Origin of the sequence: Shewanella vesiculosa, assembly GCF_009994065.1 — a bacterium.
Taxonomy (GTDB): Bacteria; Pseudomonadota; Gammaproteobacteria; order Enterobacterales; family Shewanellaceae; genus Shewanella; species Shewanella vesiculosa.
Genome location: NZ_JAACSD010000003.1, coordinates 79,289 through 101,505, shown reverse-complemented (window position 1 = coordinate 101,505; position 22,217 = coordinate 79,289). Strand labels below are relative to the sequence as shown.

The 22,217-nt window shown below is 40.9% G+C and carries 18 protein-coding genes and 3 tRNA genes; 10 read left to right on the top strand and 11 right to left on the bottom strand.

Annotated features, from left to right (window positions below; translation table 11 throughout):
- Positions 1-87: 87 nt before the first annotated feature.
- From dapA to GW828_RS00515, 4 genes are all read left to right on the top strand, one after another.
- Entirely contained in the window at positions 88-972 is an 885-nt protein-coding gene (gene dapA / locus GW828_RS00530) for a 4-hydroxy-tetrahydrodipicolinate synthase (RefSeq protein WP_273057279.1), read from the top strand.
- 4 nt (positions 973-976) lie between these two features.
- Complete coding sequence (bamC, locus tag GW828_RS00525) at positions 977-2,074, top strand: outer membrane protein assembly factor BamC (protein ID WP_124015002.1); 1,098 nt, start codon at positions 977-979, stop codon at positions 2,072-2,074.
- 443 nt (positions 2,075-2,517) lie between these two features.
- Positions 2,518-3,600 (top strand): efflux RND transporter periplasmic adaptor subunit, encoded by a 1,083-nt coding sequence (locus GW828_RS00520; RefSeq protein ID WP_182756513.1) that lies wholly within the window; start codon positions 2,518-2,520, stop codon positions 3,598-3,600.
- On the top strand, positions 3,597-6,692 hold the full coding sequence (locus GW828_RS00515; RefSeq protein ID WP_182697230.1) for an efflux RND transporter permease subunit: 3,096 nt from the start codon (positions 3,597-3,599) through the stop codon (positions 6,690-6,692). Before GW828_RS00520 ends, GW828_RS00515 begins: the two co-directional genes overlap by 4 nt.
- 308 nt (positions 6,693-7,000) lie before the next feature.
- Here the strand turns inward: GW828_RS00515 and GW828_RS00510 are convergent, their stop codons facing one another.
- Together GW828_RS00510 and fadE are read right to left on the bottom strand one after the other, a co-directional pair.
- Complete coding sequence (locus GW828_RS00510; RefSeq protein WP_124014998.1) at positions 7,001-7,432, bottom strand: PaaI family thioesterase; 432 nt, start codon at positions 7,430-7,432, stop codon at positions 7,001-7,003.
- 93 nt (positions 7,433-7,525) lie between these two features.
- Complete coding sequence (gene fadE, locus GW828_RS00505; RefSeq protein ID WP_124014997.1) at positions 7,526-9,973, bottom strand: acyl-CoA dehydrogenase FadE; 2,448 nt, start codon at positions 9,971-9,973, stop codon at positions 7,526-7,528.
- A 246-nt stretch (positions 9,974-10,219) separates the two neighbouring features.
- Here fadE and GW828_RS00500 point away from each other — a divergent pair, with 246 nt between their 5' ends.
- Positions 10,220-10,996 (top strand): class II glutamine amidotransferase, encoded by a 777-nt coding sequence (locus GW828_RS00500; RefSeq protein ID WP_124014996.1) that lies wholly within the window; start codon positions 10,220-10,222, stop codon positions 10,994-10,996.
- Here the strand turns inward: GW828_RS00500 and GW828_RS00495 are convergent.
- The 3 genes from GW828_RS00495 to trhA all read right to left on the bottom strand — a co-directional run bounded on the left by GW828_RS00495 (position 10,982) and on the right by trhA (position 13,193).
- Complete coding sequence (locus GW828_RS00495) at positions 10,982-11,788, bottom strand: DUF3108 domain-containing protein (RefSeq protein ID WP_182756732.1); 807 nt, start codon at positions 11,786-11,788, stop codon at positions 10,982-10,984. The two genes, GW828_RS00500 and GW828_RS00495, sit on opposite strands and share 15 nt — an antisense overlap.
- Positions 11,789-12,017: 229 nt before the next feature.
- On the bottom strand, positions 12,018-12,362 hold the full coding sequence (locus GW828_RS00490) for an MGMT family protein (protein ID WP_182697231.1): 345 nt from the start codon (positions 12,360-12,362) through the stop codon (positions 12,018-12,020).
- Between the two features lie 147 nt (positions 12,363-12,509).
- Positions 12,510-13,193 carry a PAQR family membrane homeostasis protein TrhA gene (gene trhA, locus GW828_RS00485; RefSeq protein ID WP_124014994.1) on the bottom strand — a complete coding sequence of 228 codons (684 nt, stop codon included), beginning with the start codon at positions 13,191-13,193 and terminating at the stop codon, positions 12,510-12,512.
- 254 nt (positions 13,194-13,447) lie between these two features.
- Between trhA and GW828_RS00480 the strand changes: the two genes are divergently transcribed.
- Positions 13,448-14,062 carry a hypothetical protein gene (locus GW828_RS00480; protein WP_273057280.1) on the top strand — a complete coding sequence of 205 codons (615 nt, stop codon included), beginning with the start codon at positions 13,448-13,450 and terminating at the stop codon, positions 14,060-14,062.
- 116 nt (positions 14,063-14,178) lie between these two features.
- On the opposite strand, the gene rrtA is transcribed toward GW828_RS00480, so the two are convergent.
- On the bottom strand, positions 14,179-14,808 hold the full coding sequence (rrtA, locus tag GW828_RS00475; RefSeq protein ID WP_273057281.1) for a rhombosortase: 630 nt from the start codon (positions 14,806-14,808) through the stop codon (positions 14,179-14,181).
- A gap of 183 nt (positions 14,809-14,991) precedes the next feature.
- Positions 14,992-15,699 (bottom strand): 7-cyano-7-deazaguanine synthase QueC, encoded by a 708-nt coding sequence (queC, locus tag GW828_RS00470; RefSeq protein WP_124014991.1) that lies wholly within the window; start codon positions 15,697-15,699, stop codon positions 14,992-14,994.
- A 209-nt stretch (positions 15,700-15,908) separates the two neighbouring features.
- Between queC and queE the strand changes: the two genes are divergently transcribed.
- Positions 15,909-16,577, top strand: coding sequence for a 7-carboxy-7-deazaguanine synthase QueE (queE, locus tag GW828_RS00465; protein ID WP_273057282.1), 669 nt, complete (start codon positions 15,909-15,911; stop codon positions 16,575-16,577).
- An 86-nt stretch (positions 16,578-16,663) separates the two neighbouring features.
- Here the strand turns inward: queE and GW828_RS00460 are convergent, their stop codons facing one another.
- The 4 genes from GW828_RS00460 to GW828_RS00445 form a co-directional block, all read right to left on the bottom strand.
- A complete protein-coding gene (locus GW828_RS00460; protein WP_124014989.1) occupies positions 16,664-17,725 on the bottom strand; it encodes a PLP-dependent cysteine synthase family protein in 1,062 nt (353 codons plus the stop codon).
- A 337-nt stretch (positions 17,726-18,062) separates the two neighbouring features.
- Positions 18,063-18,147: transfer RNA gene (locus GW828_RS00455), tRNA-Tyr, on the bottom strand.
- Positions 18,148-18,176: 29 nt separating this feature from the next.
- A tRNA-Tyr gene (locus GW828_RS00450) sits at positions 18,177-18,261 on the bottom strand.
- An 89-nt stretch (positions 18,262-18,350) separates the two neighbouring features.
- A tRNA-Tyr gene (locus tag GW828_RS00445) sits at positions 18,351-18,435 on the bottom strand.
- Between the two features lie 125 nt (positions 18,436-18,560).
- Here GW828_RS00445 and GW828_RS00440 point away from each other — a divergent pair.
- The 3 genes from GW828_RS00440 (at position 18,561) to GW828_RS00430 (ending at position 22,046) form a co-directional block, all read left to right on the top strand.
- Positions 18,561-19,058, top strand: a complete 498-nt coding sequence (locus tag GW828_RS00440) for a VC2046/SO_2500 family protein (protein ID WP_124014988.1) — start codon at positions 18,561-18,563, stop codon at positions 19,056-19,058.
- Between the two features lie 128 nt (positions 19,059-19,186).
- On the top strand, positions 19,187-19,474 hold the full coding sequence (locus GW828_RS00435) for a DUF406 family protein (protein WP_124014987.1): 288 nt from the start codon (positions 19,187-19,189) through the stop codon (positions 19,472-19,474).
- Between the two features lie 340 nt (positions 19,475-19,814).
- Positions 19,815-22,046, top strand: a complete 2,232-nt coding sequence (locus tag GW828_RS00430; protein WP_273057283.1) for a bifunctional diguanylate cyclase/phosphodiesterase — start codon at positions 19,815-19,817, stop codon at positions 22,044-22,046.
- Positions 22,047-22,217: the final 171 nt, after the last annotated feature.

Genomic DNA, 22,217 nt, shown 5'->3' with positions numbered 1-22,217 from the left:
CTTATTTCAGTTTATGGTTACCGAAGAGCTTGTCATTAGTGGTTGGCATCAGTAACATAGCGAATCCTGAAACCGTGGGGAAGATAGATGATAAACGGAAGCATCGTAGCCTTAATCACTCCAATGAACAGTGATGGCACAGTAGATTATGCAAGTCTTGAACGACTTGTTGAGTTTCATATTGAACAAGGTACTGATGCCATTGTCGCGGTCGGTACTACAGGTGAGTCAGCAACATTGCCTATGTCAGAGCACGCCGCTGTTGTCAGCCAAACTGTTAAGTTTGCCGCAGGTCGTATCGCCGTTATTGGTGGTAATGGCGCCAATGCAACGGCTGAAGCTATTGACTTAACCAAAGCCATGCAAAAATCAGGTGTTGTCGCCATGTTGGGTGTCACGCCTTATTATAATAAGCCAACGCCTAAGGGCTTAATTGCCCATTATACGGCCGTTGCGGCAAGTACTGATATTCCTCAAATTCTATATAACGTACCAGGTCGAACTGCAGTTGATATGAAGCCTGAAACTGTGGCTGAGTTATCAAGTGTCAGTAACATTATTGGTGTAAAAGAAGCCACTGGTGACTTGAGCCGTGTGGCACGTTTACGTGAATTGTGTGGTGATGACTTTTTACTTTATAGCGGCGATGATGCCACTGCCCGCGAGTTTTTATTGTTGGGTGGTAATGGTGTGATTTCCGTAGCAAATAATATTGTTCCACATGCGTTTAAAGCCATGTGTGATGCTGCGTTAGCCAAAAATACACAATTAGCTGAATCAATCGATAAACCACTCATGGGCATCTATAGCTCGTTATTTTGTGAAGCCAACCCTATCCCTGTGAAATGGGCTGTTCATAGAATGGGTTTGATTGCTAATGGCCACATTCGTTTACCTTTAACTGAACTTTCTGAGCAGTTTCATGGTCTGTTAATAGAAACAATGAAACAAGCTCATATTGAGGTAAAATAAATTCATGTTAAAGAAAGTCACTCCGTTACTCCTTGTTGCAGCTGTTTCAGCTTGCTCTACGCCATTAGACCGCCGTCAGGCAAATGGTAATGATGATTTCATTAATGCTGAAACTGCACCATTATTGACTATCCCACAAGGGCTAAATACGCCAACTTATAGCAAGGAATATGATATTCCTGCGGTAAGTAACAAGGTCAATAAACAACTCGTTGGTAAAAATCTTGATATCCGTGCGCCATTACAAGTGTTACCTATGGCCGAAGGTACTCATATCGAAGAAAGCAGTGACAATATTCGTGTTGTGATTGAATCGATTGAAAGCACCACAGATTTAAAACAAGAAATTTATGACGTCATCAACGGTTATCTAGCGAAGAGCAATATCCCTGTTCGTAGTGAAGATATGAATGCCGGTTTTATTGAAACAGATTGGATTGAAAATGATGAAATCATTGAGTCTAATTGGTGGAGCAGTGACAAAGTGTATCAACTGCGTCAGCGTTACCGTTTTCAAATAGACGTAAAACCCCACGGTCGTTCAGGTACTGTAGCGATAGATTTAATTGAACACCAAGAGTTCTATGACGATAAAGATCAGCAAATCTTATTAAGCGGTGAAGATAAGCGTCGTTATACCACTGACATGCTTAATAATGCTATTGCTTACATGAGCATCAAACGTGATCAAGCGATTCGTGCTGCACGAATTGAGCAAAGCCTTGGTATTAAGGTCGACTTAGTCACAAATGCTGACGAAGCGGCTTATTGGTTAGCTGACGCAAGTTACAAGTCAGTATGGGATCGTTTGCGTTTAGTATTACCGGAAATGGGTTTTGATGTTGTTGATACCGATAACAGCCAAGGTTTGTTTTACATTAATCTAGAAGAAAGTGGTGGTTTCTGGAGCTCGTTGTGGAGCGAAGAGAAATTAACACTGAAAAAAGGCAATTATCGTTTATTGCTTAAAGAAACAGATGATGTCAATCAGACTAAAATTTTACTTCGTGATGCAGAAGACAAACCTCTTCCTGATGAGTCTATTACTGAAGTGTACAAAATTATCTCTGACTTAATGCAAGAAGACCGAAAAGTTCGTTAAGTTTCATGCATAGCTTGGACCAAAAAAAGAGACGCTTAAAGCGTCTCTTTTTTTTGCTCTTCACAAGCCCTCAATACCATTTTTTTGCCTAGGCGTTGGCAAGTTGTTAATTGTTGTTTTGACAGTTAACGCAGCAATTTTGCAAATTTGAGCCTGAACAATGGCGTCATTATGTTAAGCAATTTGTCACAGCATGTGTCGACAATCAGGCTGTAATACTTTTTTTACTCAAATACTGCCTAAAATATTCATAAAGCGCTTAAATCTTGGTTAAAACAGCCAATTAAGTGAATATGGAAAGGATATGATCTAATTGTTGGATATGTTCGTAATTTGTAAGCAAAAGTAAAACGACTTGATGTGGAATCATTGCTAAGTACAATCACATAAGCTCATTAATCCTATACATAATTCATTTAGCCTTTAATGGTTTTGGACTCAAAATGAAAAAGATAATCGTACTGATCGTCATAGTGCTAGCGGCACTGTTGGCGTACAACTTAATGTCTCCTGAAGAAGCTATTGTTCAACGTCCACGGCCTATACCAAACGTGGTTGTTGCTAAAGTGGCGATTATGCCTATTCGTGATGAAGTAGAAGCTTTGGGTACTGGTAAAGCGTACGAGTCTATTATCGTGACATCCAAAGTTACTGAAATTGTCACTAAGATTGATTTTAATGACGGTGATTTGGTCGAAAAAGGTGCACTGCTCGTGCAGCTCAGAAACGAGGAACATAAAGCCAAGCTGGCCGTAACCGAAATCAAGCTAGTTGAAAATTTACGTGAATTAGATCGAATCCGCTCATTGGTCACCAGTAAAACCATTGCCGAGTTAGAGCGTGACCGTTTACAAAGTTTAATTGATACCACTCGTGCAGAAGTGCAACAGGCAAAAGCGGCCCTAGAAGACCGTGCAATTAAAGCTCCATTTGCGGGTAAACTTGGTTTACGTCAAGTCAGTGTGGGCAGCTTAGTTACCCCGGGCGAGCAAATCAGTACTCTGGATGATGTGAGCAAAATTAAATTAGACTTTTCTGTACCAGAACGTTTCATTCAAGAATTACAGCCAGGTAAACTCGTTGAAGCTCGAGCTGTAGCTTACCCAGAGCAGATATTTAAAGGTGTTGTTACCTCAATAGACACCCGTGTTAATCCAGATACTCGCGCGGTAATCGTACGTGCTGTTATGCCAAATGATGATTATAAATTACTGCCCGGCATGTTAATGAAGGTGCGTTTAATTAAGCAAAGTCGTGAAGCATTATTGTTACCCGAAGCTGCTATTATCCCAATTCAAAACAAGCACTTTGTTTATTTCGTTAATGCAGAAAACAAAGTAGAACAAATTGAAGTGACTTTAGGTACACGTTCTCGAGGTTGGGTTGAAATAGCTAAAGGCCTTGACGTGGGCCAACAAATTATCATTCGTGGCATTCTCAAAGTTCGTCCTGGTGATACTGTTAAAGTGCAGCAAGCCGAAAACTTCACCTTCGCTCAAGTCGAAGGAATGGAGACATCGGCATGATATTAACTGACTTATCGGTTAAAAGGCCGGTCTTAGCATCTGTAATCAGTATTTTGCTGATTGTATTGGGTCTGGTGTCTTTTGGTAAATTACCGCTGCGTGAATATCCCAATATCGATCCACCGATTGTGTCGGTGGAAACCAGTTATCGTGGTGCCAGTGCATCGGTAGTCGAAAGCCGGATTACACAGCTTATTGAAGATCAAATTAGTGGCGTAGAAGGCATTCGTCATATCAGCTCGTCCAGTAGTGATGGGCGCTCAAGTGTGACCATTGAGTTTGATATTAATCGTGATATTGAGGCCGCAACCAATGATGTGCGGGATCGCATTTCTGGTTTACTTGAAAGGCTACCTATAGAAGCGGACGCGCCATCGATTTATAAAGCAAACGGCGGCGATGAAGTGATCATGTGGCTCAATTTGGTATCAGACCAAATGGATATTTTGCAGCTCACTGATTATGCCAACCGTTATCTAGTGGATCGTTTTTCGGTGATTGATGGCGTATCAACACTGCGCTTAGGTGGCGGTAAGGTATATGCCTTACGGATCTGGATTGACCGTCAGGCATTAGCCTCGCGTAACTTAACGGTATCAGACGTTGAAGCAGCATTGCGGGCAGAAAACGTAGAATTACCCGCCGGTTCAATTGAATCAAAAGAACGTATTTTTACCGTGCGTTTAGACAGAGTATTCAAAACCGCAGAAGATTTTTCAAACTTGGTGATAACCCAAGGTGAGGATGGCTACTTAGTTAAACTTGGCGATGTGGCTAAGGTCGATATTGGTTCTGAAGAAGAACGGATTATGTTCCGGGGCAATAAAGAAGCAATGATTGGTTTAGGTGTCAGTAAGCAATCAACAGCCAATACTTTAGAAGTGGCGCGAGCGGCCAATGCCTTGGTCGATAAATTAAATCCAACCCTGCCAGCAGGGATGCACATTAAACGCTCCTACGACAGTTCAGTGTTCATTGAAGCTTCCATCGATGAGGTGTATCAAACCCTCTTTATCGCCATGGTGTTAGTTATTGTGGTGATTTATTTATTCTTAGGTTCGGTCAGGGCCATGCTTATTCCTGCCATTACGGTACCGGTATCTTTATTGGCTACCTTTATTGTGCTGTATGCCCTTGGTTATACCATCAATTTATTAACCTTACTGGCGATGATATTGGCGATTGGTATGGTGGTCGATGATGCCATCGTCATGCTGGAAAATATTCACAGGCGTATTGAAGATGGCGATTCACCATTGAAAGCCGCTTTTTTGGGTGCTCGTGAAGTTGCTTTTGCTGTGGTGGCGACAACTTTGGTGCTGGTTGCTGTGTTTATGCCGATCACCTTCCTCGAGGGCGATTTAGGCAAGCTATTTAAAGAGTTTGCGGTCACCATGAGTGCTGCGGTGATTTTTTCCAGTGTTGTTGCATTAACACTGACGCCGATGATGTGTTCCAAGTTACTTAAACCGGCCGACCAAGATCCGTGGTTAGTTAAACAAGTCGATAAGATGATGAATATTTTATCTGGCTGGTATTTGACCACCCTGAAAATAGGCATGAAAAGTCCTGTTCTAGTATCGCTGGTTGTATTAATTGCCTTTGCATTTAGTGGTTTTTTACTCAATAAAGTGCCACAAGAGTTCGCGCCGCAAGAAGACCGTGGTTCCATGTTCTTGATGGTTAATGGTCCGCAAGGGGCGAGCTTTGAATATATTGAAAAATATATGGATGAAGTAGAAGGACGCTTAATGCCATTGGTTGAAAGCGGTGAAATTAAGCGTTTATTGATCCGTGCTCCGCGTGGGTTTGGAGGCTCCTCTGATTTCTCCAATGGTATGGCGATTATTGTTCTTGAAGATTGGGCGGAACGTCGTAGTGCAAACGAAATCATTGTTGATATTCGCAGTCGTTTATCTGACTTAGCCGGTATAAGGGCGTTTCCTATCATGCGCCAAGCATTTGGCCGTGGTGTGGGTAAACCGGTGCAGTTTGTGATTGGTGGCCCTAGCTATGAAGAACTGGCTCAGTGGCGCGATATCATGATAGAAAAAGCCAAAGAAAATCATAAGCTCATTGGCTTAGATCATGATTATCAAGAGACTAAACCACAGTTGCGAGTAGTGATAGATCGTGAACGAGCAGCAGACTTAGGTGTGTCAATCTCTCATATTGGTAGAACACTCGAGTCGATGTTAGGTTCTCGTTTAGTGACCACCTTTATGCGCGATGGTGAAGAGTACGATGTTATTGTAGAAGGTAATCGTGAGAATCAAAGCACGGCTACCGATATGGAAAATATCTACGTGCGTTCAGATCGTTCTCAAGAATTGATCCCTTTATCTAATTTAGTTTCAATTGAAGAGTTCGCCGATGCCAGTTCGTTGAACCGTTATAATCGAATGCGATCAATTACCTTAGAAGCTAATTTGGCAGAAGATTATAGTTTAGGGGAAGCGTTAGACTACCTGAATGATTTGGCTGCAACCTATTTGCCTGCCGAAGCGGTCATAAGTTACAAAGGTCCATCACTTGACTACCAAGATTCTGGTAGCTCAATGAACTTCGTCTTTTTATTGGCGTTAGGGATTGTATTTTTGGTTTTGGCGGCTCAATTTGAGAGCTTTATTCATCCCATGGTCATTATGTTAACCGTGCCACTAGCCACCTTAGGTGCACTCGTGGGGCTTTGGTTAACAGGTCAAAGTCTGAATATATACAGCCAAATTGGTATTATTATGTTGATAGGATTAGCGGCTAAAAATGGTATTTTGATCGTTGAGTTTTCAAATCAGCTGCGCGATCGCGGAGTTGAATTTCAACAAGCCATTTTACAAGCATCAACACAACGACTCCGACCTATCCTAATGACAGGTATTACGACAGCAGCAGGTGCGATTCCGTTAGTGATGGCGTCTGGAGCCGGTGCTGAAACTCGCTTTGTTATTGGTGTTGTTGTGTTATCGGGGATTTTATTAGCAACATTCTTTACCTTGATTGTCATCCCGGTTGCATACAGCTTATTTGCCCGTAACAGTAGCTCTCCTGAAGCGGTGGCCAAACAGTTGGAAATAGAATTACAAGACGATTGATCCTCGTTTGACACGATAATAAGCACAACAAAAAGCCAGTCATTTTCATGACTGGCTTTTTGTTTACTCATCTCAGAATAATCTAGTCTATTGTAAGTTGATTCAAGGTGGTTGGAGGTGCAAGCTACTGTTTTAAAAAGTGTTTTAATACTAACTTGAGGTGGCTTATTGTATTAGGTTACATTGGCTGGTGTGAACAGTTCAGTACACCTTGCCAGCATGAATATCCGCGCGGCTATAGATTAAACCCAAGTGAAGTAATATGTTGAGTTTAACAATCTGTTCATCCTAACGCGGTCAAATATTGACTATTTGCCACGAAGAATAAGGCAGCTTGCGGTGGCTGTGGCCAATAGTTTACCGTCTTCGGTGGTTAAGGTTGCTTCTGCAATGCCCAGAGATGTAGACAAGTTCATTACGCTACCTTTAGCCAATAAGCGTTGCTTTTGAGGCACAGGGCGGACCATTTTAATATTTAAATCTATGGTTGAATAACCGACACCTGCGGGTAATGCAGAGTGCACAGCACATGCTGTAGCTGAATCAAGAACCGTTGCAGCAAAACCCCCATGCACGCCGCCCATTGGGTTGAGATGGCGCTCATCAGCGAAAGCTTCAAAGGTGACACTGCCTTCGCTTACCGCAATCGCGTTCATTGGCATAGTTTGGGTGATTGAAGGGGCAGGGATGTCGCCATTAAGCATGGCTTGCATCAATTGTAATCCAGTAAGGTGTTTCATCTTAGTCCTTTAGTTATCTGAATAATTTATTACTATAAAAAAGGGTAAAGCTTATGCTTTACCCTTTTTATTTTTAGGTTTTAAACCTAGCAGCTAAGCTGCTTTCTCTTGCTTAGCTTTTGGTGCAAGTTGTGCTTGAAGCTCATTGGTATCGAAGTCATCAACGTTAATTGATTTCAAACGTCCAATTTCAGCTCGTTCAAGTAAAGCGATTTCGCTGTCGCTTAACACACCAAGCGCTTTACCTTCTGCAGCAACTTTATCTAACCACATAAATGGTAGACGTTTACCGGCAGCTTTACAGACTTTGTCATAGAGTGGTTCTGCCGCTAGGATATCTTTGAACGTTTGTTCTTGGATACCGACTGGATTGAACTCTGAAGCAGTCCAGAACTGGCCTTTACCTAAACGGTCACGACTCGCACAAGGCGTTTGCATGATCTTAGCCACTTTATGATCTAACACATCACTAGGACGCTTAATTGGGCGACCGAATGGGAAGATTACCGCACGTAGTGCAATGCCTAAACCCATTGGGAAGTTGTTAAGCAAGTCATCTAATGAATCTTGTAACTTGTATAATGAATCTTCAACAGCCCATTGCACTAAAGGTAAATCTTCAGTTAAACGGCCATCGTCCTCATAACGCTTAAGCGTGGCAGAAGTTAGATACAATTGGCTCAGTAAGTCACCTAAGCGGGCAGAAATACGTTCTTTGCGCTTTAGGTTGCCACCCAGTGTCGCCATGGCCAAATCAGATAATAGCGCTAAGTTTGCACTGAAACGGTTCATCTGTTGATAATAACGTTTTGTTTTATCTGAGTAAGGGCTATTGGTGAAGTAAGATGAGGTAACACCCATCCAGAAACTACGAATAAAGTTCGAGGTTGCAAAACCAATATGACCAAAGATAGCTGAATCAAAGTTAGCTAAGCCACGGTTTGCATCAGTATCAAACGCTGATTCCATTTCGGCCAATACATATGGATGACAGCGGATAGCACCTTGTCCATAAATAATCATTGAACGCGTTAGAATGTTTGCACCTTCAACAGTAATGGCGATTGGAGCAGCTTGATAGCCACGACCTAAATAGTTATTTGGGCCAAGACAGACGCCTTTACCACCATGAATGTCCATTGCATCAATAATACATTTCTGCATTCTGTCGGTTAAGTGATACTTAACGATGGCAGAGATAACTGAAGGTTTTTCACCTAAATCGATGGCAGTTGTGGTTAAGGTTGCAACGGCATCCATTAAATATGCGTTACCGCCGATACGGGCCATTGGCTCTTCTATACCTTCTAATTTACCGATAGGTAATTTAAATTGGCGACGAATACGTGCATAAGCACCTGTAGCAACAGCGGCAGTTTTAACGCCACCGGCTGAGTTTGAAGGTAAGGTAATACCACGACCAACAGACAGACACTCAACCAACATTCTCCAACCTTGGCCGGCCATTTCTGGGCCACCAATAATGAAGCTTAATGGTACAAACACTTCGTTACCGCGTGTAGGACCATTTTGGAACATACAGTTCAATGGGAAGTGACGACGACCGGTTTCAACACCTGGAATGTCAGTTGGAATAAGGGCACAAGTAATGCCTAATTCTTCTTTATCGCCTAGTAGGTGCTCAGGGTCGCGTAGTTTAAAGGCCAGGCCTAATACAGTCGCGACTGGTGCTAAGGTAATATAACGTTTGTTCCATGTTAGCTTCATACCAAGCACTTCTTCGCCTTGGAATTCACCTTTACACACCACACCAAAATCTGGAATTGAGCCAGCATCACTACCTGCTTCAGGGCTAGTCAGTGCAAAACATGGCACGTCTATACCTTTAGCTAAACGAGGTAAATAGTGATCTTGCTGCTCTTTGGTACCATAGTGCTGTAAAAGCTCGCCAGGGCCTAATGAGTTAGGAACACCAACAGTAGAGGCTAATTCACTGCTGACGCCAGCAAGCTTTTGTAATACGCATGACTGGGCATAAGCTGAATATTCAAGACCACCAAATTTCTTCTTGATGATCATCGCGAAGAAGCCATGATCTTTTAAGAATTGCCAGATTTCTGGAGGCAAATCGCCTAATTGATGTGATACCTGATGTTGATTAGTCATTTTACAGACTTCTTCAACAGGACCATCTAGGAATGCTTGTTCATCGGCAGTTAAACGCGCTTTAGGATAGTTGTGTAATTTGCTCCAGTTAGGGTTACCGGCAAATAAATCAGCTTCCCACCACGTTGTACCTGCTTCAATGGCTTCTTTCTCTGTAGAAGACATTTCAGGCATGATACCGCGATACACTTTTAGCAGCGGACGACTGATAAAGTTTTGTCTGAATGATTTAATATTGAGTGGCAGCGCAATAACAAGGAATACAATCCATGTAATTACACCAATAATGTCCAAGGTGCTACCGACGACTAACACAATTGCCGCAGCAATCGTGGTTGATAATAGCGATACTCTTAAGTATGCCATAGCGCCGAGCACAAAGATCATCGCGATGATCCAAAGTAGGGTGGTCACTGTACTTCTCCTTAAAGCTATATGTAGGCAAAATAGCTTATTTATTGTTGATCTCATTCACAGGAATGATCGTGGTCGGACCTGTGTCACATAAAAGTTAACCTTATGCCGCCTCGATTACAAGCCTTTTTCAAACAATTGTTTAAATATTTGTGTGTCAGAAATATTCCACTCAATTGGCTTACTCGATACAATACGCTTATGAAAAGTGTTTAGCTCAATATAGCAACAGAAAAGGCAAGGCTAATGTGTGAATTACTGGCGATGAGCGCGAATGTGCCAACGGATATTGTTTTTAGTTTTACAGGCTTAGCTGAGCGTGGTGGGGTAACGGGTCCTCATGTTGATGGCTGGGGAATTACCTTTTATGAAGGTAAAGGAAACCGCACATTTAAAGACGCTTGTCCTAGTAGTCAATCACATATTGCACAGCTGATAAAGTCATATCCAATTAAAAGTGAAATTGTCATTAGTCATATTCGCCAAGCGAATCGAGGCTGCGTATCCTTAGTCAATACCCATCCTTTTAGCCGTGAGTTATGGGGCCGTTATTGGACTTATGCCCACAATGGCCAATTGACGGATTACCACTCAAGATTCATCGTTTCTCGATTTCAACCTGTCGGTGATACAGACAGTGAATTAGCTTTTTGCTGGATTTTAGAATCTGTGGTCAATAAGTTTGGTGAGCATGAGCCAGATAATCTCGATGATGTGTTTGATTATATCAGTCAACTTGCTGATGAAATAAGACAGTTAGGCGTGTTTAATATGTTGTTGAGTAATGGCATTGATTTGATGACATATTGTACCAACAACTTATGCCATATCACGCGCCGTGCACCGTTTGGAAAGGCAACTTTAATTGATACCGATGTGGTCATTGATTTTAGTCAAGAAACCACGCCAAACGACGTGGTAACCGTTATTGCAACTAGGCCACTGACCAATAACGAAAATTGGGTTGTGTTACAGCCAGGTGAGTGGAAGTTATTTAGAAAAGGTGAGTTAATCCTCCGCTAATTGCTTTATTTCATCTAATTCTGACTCTGTGATTTGAGCACTAGTTTCAGGGTCTGTATGCAGTTCATCTACCGCCGTTGAACTTTGCTTGTTAGGGCCATCAATGAGTGTCGGTGTCATAGGTGGTAGAGGTTGCTCAAATTGGTAGCTCGCTAGCTGAATATCCAGTTGTTTACTGCCTTTTGAGAAATGGCTTAACCTCACTGGCAGATACGCTAAAGTCGGTGCCATCCAGAAAAAGGTTTGTCTTTTAGTACTGTCGCGGACAACTTCAACTTTTACGGTATCGTAAGTACCGCTTTCTATCGTGACTTTTTCTTTACCTAAGACTCGAAACTGATAGTCATCAATTTCTTTTTCTTTAACCATTTTATAATCTAGTGGTCGAATATTGGCCGCTAAATCCATTCTAAATTGTAATTGCACCATCAAAGGGTCAAATACTTTCTCTTGGTATGGCAGCTTTAATGCTTCTTGCTTGTAGATGGTGTGAATAAATTGTTGCCCTTTGACAAAGGCGGTTTGTTCAGTGTAATCACTACCTGTACCAGTGCGTTCTTGTATGTATCGAAATGGCACTAATTTACCGTTTTCTAGGGTAAATTCGCTTTTAAGGTGGCGTTGATCAGATAGCATTAATAAGCTGACATCGCTGTCGAAATGATAGCTGTAAAAACCGCTATCGGTTGCAGGTAAGCGATAATTTGCTACACCTAACTCGAAGCTACCATAAAACACCTTATAGCTAGCAGTATGGGCTGTTAAGGGCGATAAAATGGCTGCTTGTTCCATGTCACTTAATACCGCAGCTGGATTAACTTGTGCAAATTTTTCTGTTGTGACGGCGGTTTCTGACTGATGTAATTTAGGCGTGGTTTCGCTATCAGCAATAGTTTGTTGATTGTCAGTTGCGTGTGCGTGGATCACCGGGCTAATACACAAGATTAACGTGGATAAGCGAGTTAATTTATTGACCAAAGTATTGTTACCTTCAAATTTGATAATAGTTAATAGCTTGATATTAAAAGGGTAAAGTCATTACTAGGGTGGCGATATCAGGTTTCCATTGATATTGAGACAATGAAATCTTGCCTGCGTTCACTTCTATTCCATCTAATCTTAGTAATTGTTGTTGAGTTTGAAAAGCATCAGTGTTGTTAGCAAACGAGATTTTACCCTGGCTATTAATCACTCGATGCCAAGGTAAGGTTAGATTCTGTGGTGCTAATTTTAACGCCCTAGAAACGTAACGTGCTCTGCCTGGTAATCCTGCAAAGTCAGCAACAACGCCATAAGGTAACACATTGCCTTTTGGGATAAGGTTAACAACAAACCAAATGCGCTCAATTGAAGATAGGGTAGACATTAGATCCCGAATAAACCCACTATAGACACAATAGTGATTAGATGTTGAATATTAGGCAAGGATAATAAAACATTTTCAAAAGTACAATCGTAATCAAGCTGATTACGATTGTAGTGTATTTTAGTTGGCGATTACCTTAGCTCACTTTTACAGTACTGTTAAGTAGATACACAAAAAGTGACTAATCGCACCACCAAGAACAAATAAGTGCCATATAGCATGATTATATGGGATACGTTTACCTACATAAAATACCACACCTAAACTGTAAAATAAGCCGCCTGCGAATAATAAGCCCAAGCCTAAATCACTCATTTTAGTGTTTAAGTCGCTTATTATGGTGACACATAACCACCCCATGGATAAATACAGCAGCACACTAAAAGCTTTAAATCGGCCAATGAACAAGGTTTTAAATATAATTCCTCCTAGCGCTAATGTCCAAATAGCCACAAGGATAATCGTGGCCTGAGAACTTTGAAGGCTAATCAGCATCATTGGAGTGTAGGTGCCTGCTATGAGCGCATAAATGGCGCAATGATCAGCCATTTTAAAGCGTTTTCGCCACAGCGCGCTTTTACTTGAGTGATACAAGGTCGATGCTAAAAATAACGCAATAATACTGACCCCATAAATCGTTACACCTGTGATTTGTAGCAAGGTTAAATGATCTGGAGCTTTTATAAGCATCAGAATTAACCCAACAATACCTGCTATCACGCCAAGCGCATGCGATAATGCATTGGCTTGTTCTTCCCTATGGCCGTAATCTGAGCCAGAAGAAACGGTAGATGTTTGCTCTGATGTCGAGATGTTTGATAGTGAATTCATAATATCCTGTGAATAACGCTAAAAGGATTTTGAGCAAATTGAGTTTATCAGCCCTAATATTAAATAGCTATATTTAGGTGAACACGTGTAAGCTGAAATTTAAGTCTCATACATCATGGCGTAGATCGTCTTTTTACGCTTTATTGGGTTAAGCTTTATTAATTTCATTGAGGGGTTAACCGCATAAATAAGGTGCTATTCAATAAGGCGGTTGACGTTATACTTAGGCAATCATTATTGGCAGATTAGACTTTATGTTTAAAAATAACCAACAATCCCATTCGAGTATTTCAGCATCAACTCGCCACCACTCGCGTTGGGGAAATAAATCATTACCGCAAGCAGATGCTGTTAGTATTGATTTTGACAAAAACGTGACACCTTTTGTAGAGTCAGAAGATGATGTTGTGGATGAACATGAGTTACAACAGCATCGCCAGCAAGTCGCTGATGATATCCAACTGCAGTTAACGGGTGTAACAAGTTCAGTCAATCGCAACGGACCTTTGTTACAGCCTGATGAGCCAAATGCTAATGCCTTGCAACGGGCTTTGGCTGTTGTAAGTAGGAGTCCTTATCTTGCTTTACTCGTGGTATTTGTCCACCTGCTTGTGATTACACTAGTGGTGTTATTTGGACGAGTTGATATTAGTGGTATGTCAGATATTCCCGTGACTGAACCGGCGACAAAATCGTTACCCGCCTTAAAAAGTTATCTTATTACCCAAGCAGAATACGATAAATTAGTTGAGCGAGCACAAGCAAATGCGGCGAGCCAGGTGACACAACCCGATGCTGGGATAGCTGCAGAAATGGATCAATCCGAGGTTACGCCCGTATCAGAAGTTGAGCCAATAACGACACAATGAGTACCTTAGTGTACTCATTGTTTATCATTAATGTCTGATAGTGAAACGATTGTCTGTGAAACTATTGTCTGTGAAGATATTGTTAGTGAGATTATTGCAGTAAAACAGACACAAGCTTATGCCTCATTATGGTGTTTTAAGCGATTATCCATCATCGACCAACACAACACGCACAATAGACCGCTTATAAGGCCAATAAGATGTGATTCAGTGGCAACCCGTGCATTGATTAATTGAGTCACGCTGTCACTGGCACCAAATACTTGCTCATAACCGACTTTTAACATGACTCCTATCACGAGTAAGTATCCCGACTTGTAGCCTTTACGTATATCCATCACAGCACCAAATACAAATAATCCGTGCAATACGCCACTTAGACCCACATAGGCCTTTAAGGTAGGGTAGAACAGGTATAAACCTATGCCTTCAAATAAACATAAGCTTAAAAACAGTAGCAACAACTTGCCTGAATGATTTTTGTAATGTACTTCATGTAAAAAAACAATTACCCAAAATCCAGCTAAATTCATTAGCAAATGCCATAAATTGGTATGCAACAGGTTTCCAGTGACTAAGCGCCAAACCTGACCACTGGCAATTAAGTCATACTGATAGCTAAAATACTGATCAATAGGTAAAAATGCAGGAGAGGGAATATCTGCTGCAAACAGAGCAATACAAATAAGACTGATCACCACAAGAAAATGATACAGACCAATTGTGTTTGAATTATGTTTTAGCAAAATATCCTCTATATACTTCTGTTCACGACTAATTAAGCCGATTTACCTCAACACAGAATTAACTGTAGACTAAAAAGACTTCACTAGGCTAATAGTGTGTTTTCATATTGATTAAGCAATCTTAAAGAAAATAAAAAATCAGATGGTTAACTTTACACTACAGGCTAAATATCAATAATAGGCTTACAGCTTACTGTTTAACGAGTCCATCACGACTTGACTGTTTTGTAAATAATCATCTAAACCACGTTGACGAAGTACACAAGCAGGGCAATCGCCACATCCTTTGCCTACTATTCCGTTATAGCAAGTTAAGGTTTGATGTTGCACTAAAGCCAATTGGTGATATTTGTCTGCCAATGCCCATGTTTCTGCTTTATTGAGCCACATTAAAGGTGTAATAATTTTCAGGGGTTTATCCATGCCTAATGCTAATGAATGTTGCATAGATTGCACAAACTCATTGCGGCAATCTGGATAACCAGAAAAATCGGTTTCACATACGCCAGTAATAATGTCATTACAGCCTAATTGATACGCGTAAATTCCTGCTAAGGTTAAAAATAAAATGTTACGGCCAGGAACAAAAGTATTTGGTAAACCATTGTTCATCAATTCATGTGAAACCGGAATTGCATCACGCGTTAGCGCCGAAATAGCTAATTCGTTTAATAAGCTAGTATCCATGACTTTATGACTGGCTAATTTCAACTCAATTGCCAATGATTTTGCCACTTCTATTTCTTGTCTATGACGTTGGCCATAATCAAAGGTGATCCCATGTACTTCATCGTACTGTGATAATGCTTGGATAAGACAAGTGGTTGAATCTTGACCACCACTGAAAACAACAAGGGCTTTAGTCGGTGTGTTTAGCTTTGTATCTGACATGGATATACTCTTAACGTACTGAACTGACTTGCAAGATCGGGGTGATCAACGCCCAGTGGTTCAGGAAATAGAATGGATATTTTACCTAAGGCAGGCTCAACTGCAAAGCCATAGCGGTAAATACTTGCAGCTAATGGCAAAATACTCTATAAATGCCGGCCCGTAATTCGTCAGCCGGTTACTGCTGGTCACTACAAGTAAGGTAAACAATGAAATATCCCGTTAACGAAGTATTTGAAACCATACAAGGCGAGGGTACATATACTGGTGTTCCTGCGCTGTTCGTTCGCTTGCAGGGTTGCCCTGTTGGGTGTTCATGGTGCGATACCAAGCAAACGTGGGATGTATTACCTGAGAATAAGGTGACCGCAGAGCAAGTGATTCAGGTCGATGGCACCATAGGACGTTGGGCTGATCATAATGGTCACACATTACTGCAAGCATTTCGGGACAAAGGTTTTACCGCAAAACATATCGTGTTAACTGGTGGTGAGCCGTGTTTGTATGACCTAACGGAATTAACTAACGATTTTGTTGAGGCGGGTTATCAGATCCAGATTGAGACCAGTGGTACGTTTGAAGTGAAATGTCATCCTGATGTGTGGGTGACGGTATCACCTAAAATTAATATGAAAGGTGGCTACAAGGTACTTGATCAAGCCTTAAATCGTGCTAACGAAATTAAACATCCTATTGCGACAGAACGGCATATTGAAGAATTAGATGAGCTGTTACAACACATAGATATCAGTGCCAAAACGATTTGTTTACAACCGATTAGTCAAAAGGCGCGGGCAACCGATCTTGCAATGAAAGTGTGTATTGCGCGTAATTGGCGTTTATCGATTCAAACTCACAAATATTTGAATATCGACTAATGTGTATTTAGCAACGTTTCCCCTTGATGCTGAGCCAATAATGAAAGCCGTTGAATCCAGATCCAACGGCTTTTTTTAATGTTTAGTTAACTGATTAAACCACAAACATTAAAGGCAGACAGTTTCTCGCGATAGTGCTGAAAACAACCGATATTATTTTCGATCCACTCGGGGTTGTAGTAGGTATCGAGATAACGTTCACCAGCATCACAAATTAACGTCACAATTGAACCGGTTTGGCCTGCATGTCGCATCTGTGTTGCCAGCAATAACGCCCCATACAAGTTTGTGCCAGTGGACGCGCCCGTTTTACGACCAATTAATTGTTCTAGCCATTGAATGGTTGCGATTGACGCGGCATCTGGGATTTTAATCATGCTATCAACCACCCCTGCAATAAACGATGGTTCAACCCGAGGTCGGCCAATACCTTCAATTTTACTGTATTTATCACTCACAATCGTTGCATCACCACTGTGAAAATAATCATAAAAGACTGAGTTTTCTGGGTCAACGACGCACAGTTGGGTTTTTTGTTGTTGATAGCGAATATAGCGACCAATAGTGGCACTGGTGCCGCCAGTTCCTGGACTCATCACAATCCAGCTTGGGATTGGATGTGGTTCGCGTTCCATTTGGTTAAAAATAGAATCAGCAATATTGTTGTTACCCCGCCAATCTGTTGCACGCTCAGCATAAGTGAATTGGTCCATATAGTGACCTGTTAACTCAGCAGCCAATCTTTCTGATTCTGCGTACATCTGACTGCCATTATCAACAAAGTGGCATTTAGCCCCATAAAATTCAATTTGTTCAATTTTCTTTTTAGCGGTGTTTTTAGGCATTACCGCAATAAAAGGTAAACCGAGTAATCGAGCGAAATAGGCTTCTGAAACGGCAGTGCTGCCAGAGGATGACTCAATGATTGGGGTATCTTTTTTTATCCAGCCATTACAAAGGGCATATAAAAATAATGATCGAGCCAAACGGTGCTTTAAGCTGCCTGTAGGATGTGTACTTTCATCTTTTAGATAAATGTCTATGCCATCAAGTTGTGGCAAGTCTAATTTGATTAGATGTGTATCAGCAGAACGTTGATAATCGGCTTCTATTTTTGCAATGGCCTGATTGACCCAAGATGATGACATGCAATAATACTCGTTATTCCAAAAAGGAATAAATAATAACTAAAATACAAAGTTAAGAGTAGTGTTTATCGACCCATATAGGTATTTATTGTTCAATAATGGCAGTAAAGGATGAAATAGAGCAGATAAAGACAAAATACCGTAAATAATGGCATCAATAATGTTGACCGGCTAAATAGCCAATTAACAGCAGCAGAAAAGATTAAGCAAAAAATAGTACCGTTAGGGGGTAAAACTTGTCGTGTAGGAATTGAAAAAATCGATGCTTGATAACGAGGAATTATGGACAGATATTTAGCTAGTATCACGATATAAATTGATAAAACAAAATGTAAAATGGTGGAGGGAGAAGGATTCGAACCTTCGAAGGCTGAGCCGTCAGATTTACAGTCTGATCCCTTTGGCCACTCGGGAACCCCTCCACAGCAAGATAATATGAATAAAAGAAAGATGGTGGAGGGAGAAGGATTCGAACCTTCGAAGGCTGAGCCGTCAGATTTACAGTCTGATCCCTTTGGCCACTCGGGAACCCCTCCACATATTTTCTTTTTTTCTTACTCTCTTTTTACATTCTAACGCTTTACAATTTTAACGCTTCACAACAAACACTTTATAACAACGCAAATGGTGGAGGGAGAAGGATTCGAACCTTCGAAGGCTGAGCCGTCAGATTTACAGTCTGATCCCTTTGGCCACTCGGGAACCCCTCCTCAATTGCGGTCGCCATAGTAGTCAGAAACCTTTTGTATGTAAAGTGTAAAGTTGAATAAATTACTAAAGTTTATGACTGTTTGGTCGATAAAATAGCATCGAGCAGTAGTTGTGATGTTTTTATATGCAAATTGAGTCAACATTAGTCAATGAATTACAAATAGGGAACCGATTAAACGTCGCGATTGAGCATAATCGTCGCGGTGAATTTGGCTTGCTATTGGCTATGCTGTCTGTAGATGCTCGTGATATGGCACAGTTTCAATTAGAAACTGACACTGATAACACGCAAAAGTTACGCAACAAATTTTCTGTACCGCAACCGCAGTTATTAGTTGATGATATTTCTGTCCATCCAGACACCTTTGATCACGCGATGATATTTCAGCAACAAGGTGCCAGACAGTTTCAACTGCAACAAGCATTAACACCTGAAGCTCTGGTCATCAGAGGGTCGCAATCTGATGCTATGGTCGAAGTATTAAGTAACTGTGATTATCTCACTAAAAATAAAGCGATTAATGCCTACCAGCAACATACTCCCATAGAAGACATGCATTTTTTAGATCAACTCAGCACGCAGCGTAAGATATCAAACACGTTAGCACTTCAGCTAGCATAAGCCTGTAATGCGGTGATCTTGTTTAGATTAAGTGAATACTTTTAGGATTTGTGAGCATGGCAAATAAATGGCTGCTTGATCTACGTTATATTGATAAGTGACCGTTAAATTAACTAGTGGGTGAAGTCATGATTAAACAAATTAAACAGCAGCAAGGCCTTGTAAGCGATAGTTGTACCGAATGCGGAAGTTACGTCGATATTGGTGCCGTAGTTGAGGCAGAAGATACATTATTAGTGCTTAGTTTTGCTGGTGATGATGCATTGTCACAAGCTCAAGCGATGCAGGAAATTGCTCAGCAACGTTTTGCTGATACAAAAGCTGTCATTATTGATGCCGATAATACCATTGAACTCAAGCTTGATTTCGCTTTTAGTGTAGAGAAAATGATTTTTCAACTTGAAAATCAACTGTAGATCTTTCTGCAGTGTAATGAAAAGAAATATTGGTTATATGTTTGTTGTTAAAGATTTTTATTCGAGTATACCTCGCGTAATATTAATCCTAGTAAAGCGTAACAATGTATTACCAAAGGATTGCTGTTTTTAAGTATCGCGTGTAATCTGCGTTACTTAACTAAAGACATAGTAGCTTTTGCTAATGTAACTTTATGATGCCTTTAACGCGAGTTTTGCTCTCTAAGTATTGCTATAACATGTTGACTCACACTCAGAATACCAGAACCAATAATGATAAGTATTTTGAGTTACAAACGTTATAGATTTAGGAAATGAAACCATTTTTTTCGGGATGTAAATGAGTCGAAGAGAACACCAGCACTTATTGGAATTAATTGTAAATTCCAGTGCAAAACAACAAGGTGATTTCACCAAAACCGCAGAGCTGGTTTGTCAATTGCTGCGGGATTATTTTAAAGCATCATTTGTGTCTGTTTGGTCATTACGACATAAAAATAATGATGGCTTGCTGGTTGATGAATGCCTTATTTCTGAGCATGCATTGGTTGCAAGTGATGTGGACCAGACGCTGGTGTATACCTCCCATTTGAAACAAATGACCATTGATCCACAGTACATCAACGAACTACGTTGTCATCGCTACATATTATCTACTGACAATGCTCATATTAACCTCGTCGACACTTTTTCTGATTACTACCAACACCACAATATTGTTACCAGTATTGATATTGCCATCCGAATTAATGGCCATATCGAGGGTGTATTATCGGTGGAAAGTTGCCAACAGACTCAATGGGGTAAATTAGACATTCAGCTTGCAATCCAATGTGCAGATCAGCTGGCGTTAGCCTTGTCTACACGTTATACCTATGACAGTAATGAACAAATTCATTTGTTACGCAATGCCACAGAGCAATCAGAACATGTTGTTATGCTGGTCAATATCGATAGTCGTATTATTGAGTACGTGAATAGTGCTCATCAAAAAATGACTGGATTGCTTCGCAATAACGTTGAACATCATAGCGTTTCTAATCTCGATATTTTTAGAAACGCTCCTAAACTACTTGATCATATCATCGAAAAATTACGCGCTAGTGAAGTTGTGGAAGGCGAACTTAAGCTGACACGCACCGATGGCAGTGAATATTGGCTAAAGTATCATATTAAGCCGTTTGTCACTGAACAAGGTAAACATTATGCGCTAGTTTCCAGTTATGATAATTCCGCAGCATTTTTACATAAAGTGGCATTAGAACGTTTGGCTTGGCATTGTGCGTTAACCGGTTTGCACAATCGTAGCCATTTTACCCCTATACTTGATCGCGCTGCTGATGGCATATTAATCCTCATTGATTTATTGGGCTTCAAGCGTTTTAACGATACTCATGGCCATGATGATGGCGATGCTTTACTGATTGAGATTGCACGACGATTAAAACATTTTGCAACGTCTGCCAATGCGATTGATGTCGCAAGGATCGGTAGCGATGAGTTTGCTGTGTTACTGCCTCCAGTGACTTCTGAAATCGAAGTCGAAGCCATTATTAGCCGTTTGTATATGAATTTGGCGGCGCCATCAATGATCTCCAGAGCGAAAATACAACCTAACCCCGCCATTGCCGTGGTAGACATCAAGTCTGTTGTGGGCTTATTTACTCCGTTATCCTGTGCGGATATTACCTTGCAATATGCCAAGAAGAAAAACGATAATAATTACCAATTTTTTAATGAAGCGTTACTTGAAACATTTACCACTAAAGCGGAAATTGAGCGAGATTTGCAGCATGCGATTCGCGGCCGTGAGTTTGAGCTGTACTATCAACCTTTGATGGATCTCCAGCATCATCAATACATTGGTGCTGAAGCATTAATTCGCTGGAATCATCCTAAAAAAGGGGTGCTGTATCCAGGCACGTTTATTGAAATAGCAGAACAAACCGGGATGATTAATCAAATTGGTGAATGGGTATTAGAGGCGGCCTGTAAGCAATTAAATTTATGGCAACATAAAAACGTTAACATTACCATGCATGTCAACGTGTCAGCGCGACAATTTTTTAGTGGCAATTTGTATGAACTCGTATGGCTATTAATCACCCGCTATCGAATTAAGCCCAATACATTGATCCTTGAAATCACTGAGACTGAACTCATGGGTGACATTCGCTATGCGATTAATTTATGTCATGAGTTGGCAGAATTAGGTGTTGGCTTAGCGATTGATGATTTTGGTACTGGTTACAGTTCGATGAAATACCTTAAACAGTTTCCTATTTCCAAATTAAAAATTGATCGCTCATTCATTATGGATATATCTTCCAGCCGCGAAAGTCGTGAGATTGTCAGTGCCATCATCGCTATGGCGAAAGCACTGAACATTTCATTAACAGCTGAAGGGGTGGAAACGACAGAGCAAGAAGCCTTTTTAACCCTAAGCGGTTGTCATCAAGCCCAAGGATTTTTGTATAGCCCTGCAATACGGGTGAATGATTTTGGTTTATTCATTAATAACCACCAGTCTGCGACTACAGTTAACATGCAACCTGAATCATTTATCGCTTAGTTTTGAGATTTTGTTAGTGTTTATCTTTCATGTGACATTAAGACATTTTCTAGTTCAGTAACACATTAAGGTAAGTTGGAGAGCGTCTTTTTTACTTATACACTAGGGCGGTTCCAAGCGATGTTTGAATTAAAGCGGTGAACGATTTGCATGAATTAAAAAAGGAAGTCA